Source organism: Pseudomonas marginalis (assembly GCF_024169655.1).
Classification (GTDB): Bacteria; Pseudomonadota; Gammaproteobacteria; order Pseudomonadales; family Pseudomonadaceae; genus Aquipseudomonas; species Aquipseudomonas paraveronii.
Map to the genome: position 1 here is coordinate 1,370,440 of NZ_JALJWV010000001.1, position 11,669 is coordinate 1,382,108.

Consider the following 11,669-nt stretch of genomic DNA (forward strand, 5'->3'; position numbering starts at 1 on the left):
GTCTGGGGAAAGTGACTCTATTGGGTGTACTGCCTCGGTGCGTGCAAAACGCGCCGAGCCACGCTTGAGGAGTACCTTATGAAGATCGACCCGCGAATCAGCGCCGAACTCGCCCGGCTTGAACCCAACCAGATTGGTGTTCTGGCCTGGTCCCTGATGGCCGACCCTGCTTATGCGGGTGGTATCCCCGGTCAACCTGAGCCCGATTCCCCGTACCCTACCGAACCCGACGAACCTGGCGAACCGACCCTTCCGGACGAGCCGCTACCCGTGCCGATGGCCTGATGCCTGCAGGTTGGGAAATGGTCAGTTCTCCAACCGACTGGCCATGGTTCCTGGCGGCCGGTCACAAAAGTTCGCCGTTGGTCGTCCTGTTCCACTGAATATCCCCAGCAAAAGCCCCAAACACCGGCAGCAGGCCGCTTGCGGGTTTTGCCGCGATCAAGTTCATGCGTCGGCTCGGCAGGCCCTCAGCGCGCTCAGGCGGGGCTGGGGGGGGGGGGCGAGTAGGGCGCTTGCGGTAACGCTCAGCAAAAATTCACTTCAAATTGCCACTCAGGAATTGTTGCAGGCGCTCACTCTTCGGGTTGCCCAGCACATCCTCTGGCGTGCCTTGCTCTTCCACCAAGCCCTTGTGCAGGAACAGCACCTGGCTCGACACCTTGCGCGCAAAGCTCATCTCGTGGGTCACCATGATCATGGTGCGGCCTTCCTCGGCCAGGCCCTGGATCACCTTCAGCACTTCGCCCACCAGCTCCGGGTCGAGGGCCGAGGTGGGTTCGTCGAACAGCATCACCTCCGGCTCCATCGCCAAGGCGCGGGCGATGGCCACGCGTTGTTGCTGGCCACCGGAGAGAAACGCCGGGTATTGATCGGCCACGCGGGCCGGCAGGCCGACTTTGTCCAGGTAACGGCGGGCACGGTCCTCGGCGTCTTTCTTACTGCAGCCCAGCACCCGGCGCGGAGCCATGGTGATGTTTTCCAGCACGCTCATGTGGCTCCACAGGTTGAAGTGTTGGAACACCATCGCCAGGCGTGTGCGCAGGCGCTGCAGCTCGGCGTCGTCGGCCACGCGCATGCCGTGGCGGTCGCTGACCATGCGGATCGGCTTGTCGTCGAGGGTCATCGCGCCGTCGTTGGGGGTTTCCAGAAAGTTGATGCAGCGCAGGAAGGTGCTCTTGCCCGAGCCGCTGGCGCCGATCAGGCTGATCACGTCACCGGTCTTGGCCTTGAGCGAGACGCCTTTGAGCACTTCATTGTCGCCATAGCTTTTATGCAGGCCTTCAACGGTCAGTTTGTACATGGGGCGTGCATCCTCAAGGCGAAAGTAGGTAGCCGCTGCGGTAGGCCTCTGAGCCTGCAACATGGCCGATGACCATCCCAGCAGTGGCCATGCGCCGCAGCGAACGGGCGTAAAGCAGGCCGGCGCTTTTGCAATGCACAGGCGTTACGCGGTCAGTAATGGGGTCGATGATTTCGGCGATCAGTTGCCCGGCTTCGAGGTATTCGCCGGGCAAGGCGCTGAACACCAGCAAGCCGCCGACCGGCGTCGCTACCGGTTCGACGCCCGCCAACGGGGTGGCCGGGTAGGGCAGGTCGGGCAGGGGGGGCACGTCGCCGGCAATCGCGCCGAAGTGAATCAGGTAGTCGATGATCGCCTGGCAGTCGAGGCCGGCCAGGCCATGGTTGACGTCGCCCTGGCCGCGCAGTTCGACGGTCACCGAAAAACAGCCCATAGGGATCGGGAAGCGCTCGCCGAAGCGTTGCTGCAACTGCCACCACATCAGGGTGAAGCACTCATCGAAGGATTGCCCGCCGGAATCGGTGGCCAGCAAGTTGGCCTCAGAGCCGATATACCGCGCCAGCGGCTCCACCTGCGGCCAGGCCTCGGGCGTGGTGTACAGGTGCGCCACGGCTTCGAAGTCGCAATGCAGGTCCAGCACCATGTCGGCATCACAGGCCAGGCGTTGCAGTACCAGGCGTTGGGATTGCAACTGAGTCGTGACGGTTTGCTCCGCCAGGGCGGTGGACAGCGCCGCGCGGATCAGTTCGACGTTGCGCTGGGGATCGTCTCCGAGCACATCCTTGACCTGATCACCCACCTCTTCACTGAGGTCGACAAACAGACGGTTGAAGTTCTGCCCGCTTTCCAACTCATAGCGGCCCAGTGGGATGTCCATCAACACTTGTTCGAGGCCCGCCGGGTTGGCGATGGGCACCAGCACAATCTCGCTGCGCAAGCGCCCGGCGGCGGCCAGTTGCGCCAGGCGCGCCTTGAGGTGCCAGGCCACCAGCATGCCCGGCAGTTCATCGGCATGCAGCGACGCCTGGATGTAGATCTTGTGTTCGGTCTGCTCCGGGCCGAAGTGGAAGCTGTGAATCTGCCGCGCCGTGCCTGGCACCGGCGCGATCAGTTCATGGATCTGATGACGCATGAAGGCTCCTTAGTGGCTCGGCCCGAGGAAAGCCAGCCAGCGGCGCTCCGCCAGACGAAACAGACCGACCAGGGCAAAGGTCACGGTCAGGTAGATCAGCGCAGCGATACCGAATGATTGAAAGGTCATAAAGGTGGCCGAGTTGGCGTCCCGGGCCACTTTGAGAATGTCCGGGATCGTCGCGGTAAACGCCACCGTCGTCGAGTGCAGCATCAAAATCACTTCATTGCTGTAGTACGGCAATGAACGGCGCAGGGCCGACGGCATGATCACATAGGCGTACAGCTTCCAGCCGCTGAGGCCGTAGGCTTTGGCCGCTTCGACTTCGCCGTGGGCCATGCTGCGGATCGCCCCGGCGAAAATCTCCGTGGTGTAGGCGCAGGTATTGAGGGCAAAGGCCAGGACCGTGCAGTTCATCGCATCGCGAAAGAACGCATCCAGCACCGGTTGGGCGCGCACGGCGGCGATGCTGTAGATGCCGGTGTAACAGATCAGCAATTGGATATAGAGCGGCGTGCCACGAAACAGGTAGGTGTAGAACTGCACCGGCCAGCGCACCAGGGGGTTACGCGATACTCTGGCGATGGACAGCGGGATCGACACCAGAAAACCGATCACCAGTGAGGCGCTGAGCAGCCACATGGTCATGGCCAGGCCGGTGATGTGCTGGCCGTCGCTGTAAAGGAATGGACGCCAGTATTCCTGCAAGAGTTCGATCATCGCACGGCCTCCCGGGAGCCTGCCGAATAGCGACGTTCAAGACGGCGCAGGACAAAGTTGGACGCACTGGTGATCAGCAGGTAGATCAATGCGGCGACCACCAGGAAGTAAAACAGTTGATAGGTGCTCTTGCCGGCATCCTGCGCGGCCTTGACCAGGTCTGCCAGGCCGATGATCGACACCAGTGCGGTGGCCTTGAGCATCACCATCCAGTTGTTGCCGATGCCCGGTAGGGCAAAGCGCATCATTTGCGGGAAGGTCACGTAGCGAAACCGCTGCCCGCGTTTGAGGCCGTAAGCCGTGGCGGCTTCCAGTTGGCCACGGGGTACCGCGAGGATCGCGCCGCGAAAGGTTTCGGTGAAGTACGCACCGTAAATAAAGCCCAGGGTGATCACCCCGGCGCTGAATGGGTCGATCTCGATGTATTCCCATTCCATGAAGTCTGTAAGACCGGTCAGCCAGGTTTGCAGGCTGTAGAAAATCAGCAGCATCAGCACCAGGTCGGGCACGCCACGAATCAGCGTGGTGTAGAGCTGGGCGGGAATGCGCAGGAAGGGCAGGCTGGACAGTTTGGCGCTGGCGCCGAGCAGGCCCAGCAACACGCTGACGGCCAGGGACAGCACCGACAACTTGATGGTCATCCAGGTGCCTTGTAGCAACAGCGGGCCGAAACCCTTCAAACTGAGCGCGCTCAGCCCGAGGGTTTGCAACAGTTCTTCGAACATAAATCAGGACCTATGGCGATAAAAAAGCGCCCCTCGCGGGAAGGGGCGCCCCAGGCATTATTTGCCGCTGTACAGGTTCAGATCGCCAAAGTGTTTCTTCTGGATGCTGGCGTAGGTGCCATCATCGTGTAACGCTTTGATACCTTTATCCAAAAAGGCCTTCAGCTCGGTGTTACCTTTTTTGATACCGATCGCTGTTTTCGACGGCAGCAGTGGGTCGTCGATGGCCGCGCTGACTTCATAACCGGCACCGGCCGGCGACTTCAGAAAGCCCAGTTCAGCTTGCAGCATGTCCTGCACGGACGCGTCGAGACGGCCGGAGGTCAGGTCAGCGTACACCTGGTCCTGGTTGGCGTAGGCCTTGGTGGTCACACCGGCTTTATCCAATACGGCCTTGGCATAGGCTTCCTGGATGGTGCCTTGCTCGTAGCCCACGGTTTTGCCCTTGAGGGACTCAGGCGTCGAGTAACCGGCGCCCTTCTTGAAGACCAGCGAAGTCGGGCCGGAGAACAGCTCGTTGGAGAAGTCGATGGCCTTCATACGGGTTTCGGTGACGGTCATGGACGAAATCACGCCGTCGAATTTGTTGGCTTTGAGGCCTGGAATCATGCCGTCGAAGTCGCTTTCGACCCACTTGCACTTGACCTTCAGCTCGGCGCAGATCGCATTGCCCAGGTCGATGTCGAAGCCCACCAGGCTGCCGTCAGCGGCTTTGGACTCAAACGGTGCGTAGGACGGATCGACACCAAAACGCAATTCCTTGTATTCCTTGGCCAAGGCGGAACCAGCGGCCATGCACAGAGCCAGTGCAGAAAGGGTCAGCAATGCTTTTTTCATTATGTAATCCCTGGAAACCAAGATAAGCGCTTGTGGCGCGTTTAGGACTGTTACTGAACGGTGTCAGACGGATCACAAGTAGCAATTTCTGCACCATAGTTCCGAATGTCACTCCGAATGATCGTTTTAAAAGGTGGGAAGAGGGAGCTATTAGTGTAGGAGATGCCCGAAAGTGGGCATTGAAAATCGGCTGCACTATTTTGGATCGAGCGCAGATTAAAAAATGTGGGAGCAGGCTTGCCTGCGATGAAGCTGTGTCAGTCACCCTTTCAGTGACTGATCCGCCGCTATCGCAGGCAAGCCTGCTCCCACCTGTTGGTACGGTTATTTGCCGGGCGTGAGGGTCAACCTGGCTTTCCCATACACCTTGTCAAAGTTCTGCGGCTGCATCGGGAAGCTCAGGTATTGCGCCTTGAGCGACGGATCGATGCCATTGACGTAGTTCGGGCTGACCGGGTTGCCGGACTGGCCGATACCGCCCTGGCCCGTCATCGGTTCTGCCTGGCCGAAGTCGACAATCATGCGCAGTGCCGGCACTTGGGTGGTGTCGAAACTCTCTCCCCAGTTGTACGGGGCCGGGTTCAGGGTGTTGTGGTCACCGCCGCTGGCCAGCGGGCCGCGAATCACCTGGCCGTTGCGGTTCTTCCAGGTGGTGCTGTGCAGTTTGCCCCACTGCCAGGCCTTGTGATCGGCACCCAACTGGCTGTCGCCGGCAGTGATCGCGGCGGCCAGGCTGCGGGCGAGGATTGCTGGTTTGTCTTCTTTCTGCGGGGTGCGTATATCGTCCCAGAATGGGCTGTCTTCACGGCCCAGCAGGTGGTCGGCTTGGGCGGCGTAGGACAGGTTGGCGTTGCTGATAAAGGCTTTCCAAGTGGCGCTGTTTTCCGGGCCGAGTTCGTCGAGGAAGATCTGTTTGCTGCTTTCCTGCAGGAACAGCTCGTAAATCGCCGCGTCGGCGGACGTCGGCGCCAAGCGGCCGTCAAACGCCATCAGGCGATTCAGCGCTTCACGGGCCTTGGTCTGTTCGGCCGCGGGCAGCGCAGCGATTGCCTGTTTCAGCGGCTGCGCCATGCCCGGCGCCTGGAACATGTTCTTGAGCTTGGCGGCGAACGTGGTGGTCTGGTCGTATTGCATGGCGATCATGCTGCGGCTGTCATGCTTGCCGGCATTGGCCAGTTGCGCCAGGCGCTCACTGCGCTCCGGGGCATCCCACGAGTTGGACAGTTGCATGCCATAGCCGCGCGGCGCGGTGCGCTGGTTGGCGGTGCCGATCCAGCCTTGGGCCGGGTCCTGGTCATAGGGGTGCAGCATTGCGTCGGCGTAACCGTCCCAGTCAAAGCGTGCATCCCAGCCCGGTGAGGGCAGCAGGCCTTCGCCTTCGCGGCGGTTGGGGAAGCGTCCGGTCACTTGCCAGCCGATGTTGCTCGCGTCGGCGAACACCATGTTCAAGGCGATGGCGCGGATTTCCCGGGTCGCGTCCGAGGCTTTGCCGGCGCTTTGCGCGCGGGACAGGTCGAAGAATGCATCCAGGCTCTTGTCGTCCTTGAAGTCCGCCGTTTGCAGGGCCAGGCCCAGTCCCGTTGTCAGCGCCTGGCTACTGTTGAGCAGGGCGCCGTGGCGGGTTTCGTACACCACTTCGCGAATCGAGCGTTGGCCTTTGATGAAAAAGGTCTCGTTACGCACACCGGCCGGTAGCCATTTGCCGTTGCTCTCGTAGTACAACGCGCTGCCCTGGCGTTTGACCTTTTCCAGGAACAGGTCCTGGGTGTCGCCCTTGACCGTGCTCATGCTCCACGCCACTTTGCCGTTGAAGCCGGACAACAGGGTCGGCAGGCCGGCAATCGAGGCGCCGACGGCCTGGTATTTCGGGGCGCGGATCTGTACGTAGTTCCATGGCGACGGGGCTTGCGGCTGGGCGGCGAGGTCGTTGGCCAGCAGGCTTTTGCCGCTGCGGCTGCGTTGCGGGCCAATCGCCCAGTTGCTCGAGGTGGTGATCGCCAGTGAGTTGAGGCTGCTCAGTTGCTGGCTGACCGTCTCTAGCCCAGCCAGGCCGGTGATCTGGCCCAGGTTCACGCCCTTGAGTTTGTCGGCTTCGGCCAGCGGGATCGGCTCATCCGGCGCACTTGGGGTGAGCCAGGCGAGTTTGTCGACGCCGACCTTTTGCCCCAGTACCAGGGATGACAATTCTTCCTGCAGGTTGGCCGACTCGCTGAAATTCAGCAGGCAGAACAACAGCGCCGAATCTTCCGGCTTCCAGTACTCGGGTTTGTAGCCGGTCTGGGCGAGGTCCGGTGGCAGCTTGTCGCGGTAGCGGAACAGGTAGGCGTTGACGCCACGGGCATACACTTCAAAGAAGCGCTTGAGCCGCGGCGACGAGGCGTTGTACAGCTCGCCGGCGCTTTTCTTGAGATTGACCGCGCGCATGAAACGGTCGACATCCAGCACCTCGGGGCCGGACATTTCCGCCAGGCGGCCTTGGGCCAACAAGCGCAACGTGACCATCTGCGTAATGCGGTCGCTGGCATGCACATAACCGAGGCTGAACAGCGCATCGTGGAAGGTGTTGCTTTCAATCAGCGGCATGCCCTGGGCATTGCGGCGTATCGAAACATTCTGCGCGAGGCCCTTGATCGGCTGTACGCCGGCAACGGGTGGTAGGGTGTCCTGGGTGCTCTGGAGCTGGCAACCAGCCAGGCTTAACGCACTGGCCACTGCCGCGGCAACGCCGAACCGGGGAAGAAAATGTGAGAGGGCTGGCGAGGCCATGGCAAAGCTCCTGCGGGGGGTGGCGTCAGTAAAGGCGCTACGTTAGTGAGCGCGGTGAAACGACGCAAGCAGGAGCTAAGGCTTATTTTCAGACGCCAGGTATCAAGCGCCGTGGCACTTCTTGAATTTCTTCTCGCTGCCGCATGGGCATGGATCGTTGCGGCCAACGTCCTTCAGGGCATTGCGCACCGGCTCCTGGTGAGCATGGCCGCAGTTCGGGCCGTGGACATGGCCGTGGTCGTGATCATGGTGATCGTGATCGTGGTTGCAGTCAGGACCATGGACATGGGGTTGTTGAGTCATCGATGTCGCTCCGGAATAAAATCGCCGGGGATTATCTCGCCATTGTGGTCCACGCGCACGTCATTACCGATGAATAATCCGGTTTTCAGTTCGCCTTCCAGCCGATAAGGCACGGGCCGGTCGGGGTTTTTCAGCATCTGCACCACATCACGGATCTGCGGCCAGAGGTTGGTGCGCACCGAGATCTTGAAAAAGGCGTGGCTACGCGGCGGCACGGTGAACCATTCGTTGGATTCGCCTTCGGTCAGCAGCAGGTTGCCCAGGCTGACCTTGTAGATCAGGCCCCGCACCGTCAGGTCGGCGTCGTCGCGGTTGTCCACGCGAAAATACAGCTTGAACTTCTGCTCCAGTAACTTGGCCCGTACCACTTCGACTTTCACCAGCGAGACGTGGGGCGGGGGCGTGTCGTCCTCGAACCACGAGGCGCAGCCGCTCAAACCAAGGGTCAACGCCAGCAACAAGCTGTAAGTCCGGAGCATGGCGTGATCCCTGTCAGGTGATTAGAGGTAGCTGGAGCAGCACTTCTTGAACTTCTGCCCGCTCCCGCAGAGGCACGCGTCATTGCGTCCGGCCTTCATCTCCACTGTCGGGTCGATGAAGTACCAGCGCCCCTCATTCTGTACGAAAGAAGACTGTTCGCGGTGGCTATGTTCGCCGGTGCTGTCATGCCAGCGTGCAGTAAAGGTCACGAACGCATGTTCCGGCTGGCCGCCGAACACCTCGGAGCTTTCCACCTCCAGGCCAAGCCAGGTGCTCTGGGCACTCCAGGCGGCAATGGCGTCACGGTCCAGGGCGGCCTGTTGCGCGGGCAGGGTGGTGGCCACCAGATAGTCCACCAGGCCCAGCACGTAGGCGCTGTAACGCGAACGCATCAGTGCGGTGGCGCACGGCGCCGGGTGGCCGGCGTGATAATGGCCGCAGCAGGCATCCAGCAGGTTGCCGCTGCCGCAGGGGCAAATGGCTGTCGTCATTGGGTTACCACCAATACTTTCCGAAGTTTTCCGGGTTGGCCCAGAAGCGGGCGTTGAGCCAGTCCGGCACCTGTTTATAGTCAAGCAGATCATAGGTAAACAGCGTCAGCACCTGCTCTTCGCGCTGGAAGCGCTCGCCGGCCTGCAGGGCCAGGGAGAAGAAGTCAGTGTCCTTCCAGTCGCAGGCTCCCAGGTCCACCAGCACCGCAATACGGCTGGCATTGAGATTGCGAATGCCGCCCAACAGGGTCAGGCCTTGTGGTTTTGACAGGTGCTCCAGGCAATCGACCACCAGCGCCAGGTCAAAACGCTGCGCCGCCAGTTCCGCCGGCAACGCGCCAGGCGCCGCGACGGACACCTGGGTCTCAGGGTGCGCCTTTTGAAAGGCTTCCAGTGCCGGGAACTGGCTGGCACCCAACAGCAACAGGCGTTTGGGCTGCTGCAAATCGAGCAAGGCAGCCAGAGCTTGCTGGGGTGTACGAGAAGAAATACCAGCGGTCATCAGAGATCCTCACATCAGGACCCTAGAGACTAGCGCGGCTGAGCGTGCGGGCCTAGAGCGGGTGGCTGAGAAAAGTCCCTCAAGTGCAGCCGTCCTCAATGAATACGGGGGTGTGGCGTACTGGCGCAGTTGAAAAGAGCGGTCTTTACTCCACCCATCGGCCCCCGCCGATCCCCCCCAGGAGAAATCAGATGAGCATCATGCGGACAGCTCTACCCTTGGTTCTGCTAACCGGAGTATTGACAGGTTGCGCAGGTTTGCAAAAAACCGATTGGCCCACCTGCGCCGCCGTTGGCGGTGTGACCGGCGCGGCGATCGGTGCGACGGAAAGCTCAGCCTATGCCGGCTACGGCGCGTTGTTGGTCGGCGGCATGGCCGGTGCCTATTGCTGGGTACACGGCGATGGCGACGAAGACGGCGATGGCGTGCCGGACAGCCGTGACAAGTGCCCCGGCACGCCGAAAGGCGTGCAGGTCGATGCCAATGGTTGCCCACCTGCGCCACCCGCCGCGGTGGTTGAAGAGGTGGTTGTGGTCAAGGAAGAAACCATCGTGATTCGCGACGTCCACTTCCAGTTCGACTCGGCCAAGCTGACGGCGGCGGACAAAACCAAGCTCGACACCATCGCCACCCGCCTGAAACGCGAAGCCCCGAGCGCCCAGTTGCGCGTCAGTGGGCATACCGACAGCGTCGGCAAGGACGCCTACAATCAGAAACTCTCGGAAAAACGCGCCCACTCGGTGACGGAATACCTGATCGGCTCCGGCGTGCCTCGCAGTAACTTTGTGTCGGTGACCGGCGCGGGCGAAAGCCATCCGGTGGCGGACAACAAAACCGCTGAAGGCCGTGCCCTGAACCGCCGCGTAGAAATCCAGATCAACCGCTGACAGCCCTTGCCCCTGTGGGATTCCGCAGGGGCATCGTTGGCGATCCTCGCTGAAACTGCCGCCTTCTCAAGTTTTTTGATCCTTCACTGGCAAATCGCCTGTAGAAGTCGTTACTGTGCGCCCAAAGAAAAATTTGCAATAACAAATTCCAAAACACTCAGGAGCCCCATGATGCGTAAGGTTTTTCTGTTGGCCCTGTTGGTCAGCCCCGTTGCCCTGGCCCAGAACGTCAGTGTCGAAACCAACTCGTTGATGCGCTTGCCCAACAGCACCAGCGTATTGCAACTGGAACGCCTGGACGTGGCGGACTACGGCACGTTGCTTATCCCCGCCACGATCAGCCAGGTCTCGGTGGATGAGTTGCACCTGGGCCGCGACGCACGCATCGCCATCGCTCCCGGTAACACCGCGCTGCAATTGCAGGTGCGTCAGGCGCAACTGGAGCACGGCAGCCAAATCACCTCGCGGGGTGCTCCCGGGACCCATGAAAAACCAGCCAAGGCCGGGCGTGACCTGACCTTGCGCATCAATGCCCTGACGGCGCAGGAACTGTCGGTGGATGCCCGTGGTGGCGCCGGCGCCCAAGGGTATGCCGGGTTGGATGGCGCCAACGGCGAAGACCCGGGTTGCACTTGGGGTTCCGCCGGGCGCGGTGCCAACGGCGATAACGGTGGCGACGGGTTGCCCGGCGCGGCGGGCGCGCAGGTGCGGGTCGAGCTGCCGCAGGACTTCCCTAGCGACAAGATCAAGGTCTGGGTCGATGGCGGCGCGGGCGGCTTGGCAGGGACGGCGGGCAAGCCCGGAAGGGGTGGGCAATCCAAGGGTTGCCTGGTGTACCGCGCCGATGGTGGTGACAAAGGCCGGCCAGGGCTGGAAGGGCAACCGGGGCCGGCGGGTCCTGCGGGAACTGTGACCATTCAGCGACTTTGAGTCATTCGATCTGACGCCATCGGGAGCAAGCTCCCTCGCACATTTTGAATGCATTTCAAGTGTGGGAGGGAGCTTGCTCCCGATGGCCGTTTAAGGCGCGCCTCAGAACATCGGCCGAGCCGAAGCAATCGCGACCAGCACCAACCCCACGATCAGGTTAATGCCCACCAACTTGCGAATCTGCCCCAGTGCAGCCGCACCCGCCGGCCAATCCTCTGCCGCTAGCGCTGTGCGCAATTCAGGGAGCTTCAACGCCTGGATGCGGATGAACAGCGCGGTCATCACCACATACAAACCCATCATCACCTGCACGTAACGCGGCGCGGTTTCAAACCCGCTGAAGCGCAGTTGCAGCAGGCCGACACCGCTGATCGGCAAAATCAGTACCGCCACCCAGACCCACACGAAAAAACGTTGAAACACATTTGCCCACAGCTTGAGCCGGGCAGGGCCCTCAAGCGCCGCCACAGCGGCGGGGCGCAGGATCATCCAGGCGAAAAACATGCCGCCGACCCAGATCAGGGCGGCCAATACATGCAGGGTGTAAACGAGGCTGAACACGGTCATTGCGGTACTCCGTTCTGCGCGGGATT

At 61.4% G+C, this 11,669-nt stretch carries 14 protein-coding genes; 3 read left to right on the forward strand and 11 right to left on the reverse strand.

The window, feature by feature from the left end; genetic code table 11:
- Positions 1–78: 78 nt before the first annotated feature.
- Complete coding sequence (locus J2Y83_RS06060; protein WP_253393791.1) at positions 79–285, forward strand: hypothetical protein; 207 nt, start codon at positions 79–81, stop codon at positions 283–285.
- 253 nt (positions 286–538) lie between these two features.
- On the opposite strand, the gene J2Y83_RS06065 is transcribed toward J2Y83_RS06060, so the two are convergent.
- The 10 genes from J2Y83_RS06065 to J2Y83_RS06110 all read right to left on the reverse strand — a co-directional run bounded on the left by J2Y83_RS06065 (position 539) and on the right by J2Y83_RS06110 (position 9,259).
- Positions 539–1,303 carry an ABC transporter ATP-binding protein gene (locus J2Y83_RS06065; RefSeq protein ID WP_010563548.1) on the reverse strand — a complete coding sequence of 255 codons (765 nt, stop codon included), beginning with the start codon at positions 1,301–1,303 and terminating at the stop codon, positions 539–541.
- A gap of 13 nt (positions 1,304–1,316) precedes the next feature.
- Entirely contained in the window at positions 1,317–2,435 is a 1,119-nt protein-coding gene (locus tag J2Y83_RS06070) for a succinylglutamate desuccinylase/aspartoacylase family protein (RefSeq protein WP_253393793.1), read from the reverse strand.
- Positions 2,436–2,444: 9 nt separating this feature from the next.
- Complete coding sequence (locus tag J2Y83_RS06075; protein ID WP_247407182.1) at positions 2,445–3,155, reverse strand: ABC transporter permease; 711 nt, start codon at positions 3,153–3,155, stop codon at positions 2,445–2,447.
- Positions 3,152–3,880 (reverse strand): ABC transporter permease, encoded by a 729-nt coding sequence (locus J2Y83_RS06080; protein WP_247407180.1) that lies wholly within the window; start codon positions 3,878–3,880, stop codon positions 3,152–3,154. The genes J2Y83_RS06075 and J2Y83_RS06080 overlap by 4 nt, the downstream gene beginning before the upstream one ends.
- A 57-nt stretch (positions 3,881–3,937) precedes the next feature.
- On the reverse strand, positions 3,938–4,717 hold the full coding sequence (locus tag J2Y83_RS06085) for a transporter substrate-binding domain-containing protein (RefSeq protein ID WP_253393795.1): 780 nt from the start codon (positions 4,715–4,717) through the stop codon (positions 3,938–3,940).
- 324 nt (positions 4,718–5,041) lie between these two features.
- Positions 5,042–7,483 (reverse strand): penicillin acylase family protein, encoded by a 2,442-nt coding sequence (locus J2Y83_RS06090; RefSeq protein ID WP_253393796.1) that lies wholly within the window; start codon positions 7,481–7,483, stop codon positions 5,042–5,044.
- 102 nt (positions 7,484–7,585) lie between these two features.
- A complete protein-coding gene (locus J2Y83_RS06095; protein ID WP_003189235.1) occupies positions 7,586–7,786 on the reverse strand; it encodes an SEC-C metal-binding domain-containing protein in 201 nt (66 codons plus the stop codon).
- The gene (locus tag J2Y83_RS06100) at positions 7,783–8,265 is read right to left on the reverse strand and encodes an LEA type 2 family protein (RefSeq protein WP_253393799.1); all 483 of its coding nucleotides are present in this window, start codon (positions 8,263–8,265) and stop codon (positions 7,783–7,785) included. Before J2Y83_RS06100 ends, J2Y83_RS06095 begins: the two co-directional genes overlap by 4 nt.
- Positions 8,266–8,286: 21 nt before the next feature.
- Positions 8,287–8,757 (reverse strand): YchJ family protein, encoded by a 471-nt coding sequence (locus J2Y83_RS06105; protein WP_253393801.1) that lies wholly within the window; start codon positions 8,755–8,757, stop codon positions 8,287–8,289.
- 4 nt (positions 8,758–8,761) lie between these two features.
- Complete coding sequence (locus tag J2Y83_RS06110; protein WP_253393803.1) at positions 8,762–9,259, reverse strand: DUF6231 family protein; 498 nt, start codon at positions 9,257–9,259, stop codon at positions 8,762–8,764.
- A 191-nt stretch (positions 9,260–9,450) separates the two neighbouring features.
- On the opposite strand from J2Y83_RS06110, the gene J2Y83_RS06115 reads away from it, so the two are divergent.
- Both J2Y83_RS06115 and J2Y83_RS06120 read left to right on the forward strand, forming a co-directional pair.
- Positions 9,451–10,146, forward strand: a complete 696-nt coding sequence (locus J2Y83_RS06115) for an OmpA family protein (RefSeq protein ID WP_253393805.1) — start codon at positions 9,451–9,453, stop codon at positions 10,144–10,146.
- Positions 10,147–10,317: 171 nt separating this feature from the next.
- Positions 10,318–11,076, forward strand: a complete 759-nt coding sequence (locus tag J2Y83_RS06120; RefSeq protein ID WP_253393808.1) for a collagen-like protein — start codon at positions 10,318–10,320, stop codon at positions 11,074–11,076.
- A 102-nt stretch (positions 11,077–11,178) separates the two neighbouring features.
- Here the strand turns inward: J2Y83_RS06120 and J2Y83_RS06125 are convergent, their stop codons facing one another.
- Entirely contained in the window at positions 11,179–11,643 is a 465-nt protein-coding gene (locus J2Y83_RS06125) for a CopD family protein (protein WP_253393810.1), read from the reverse strand.
- Positions 11,644–11,669: the final 26 nt, after the last annotated feature.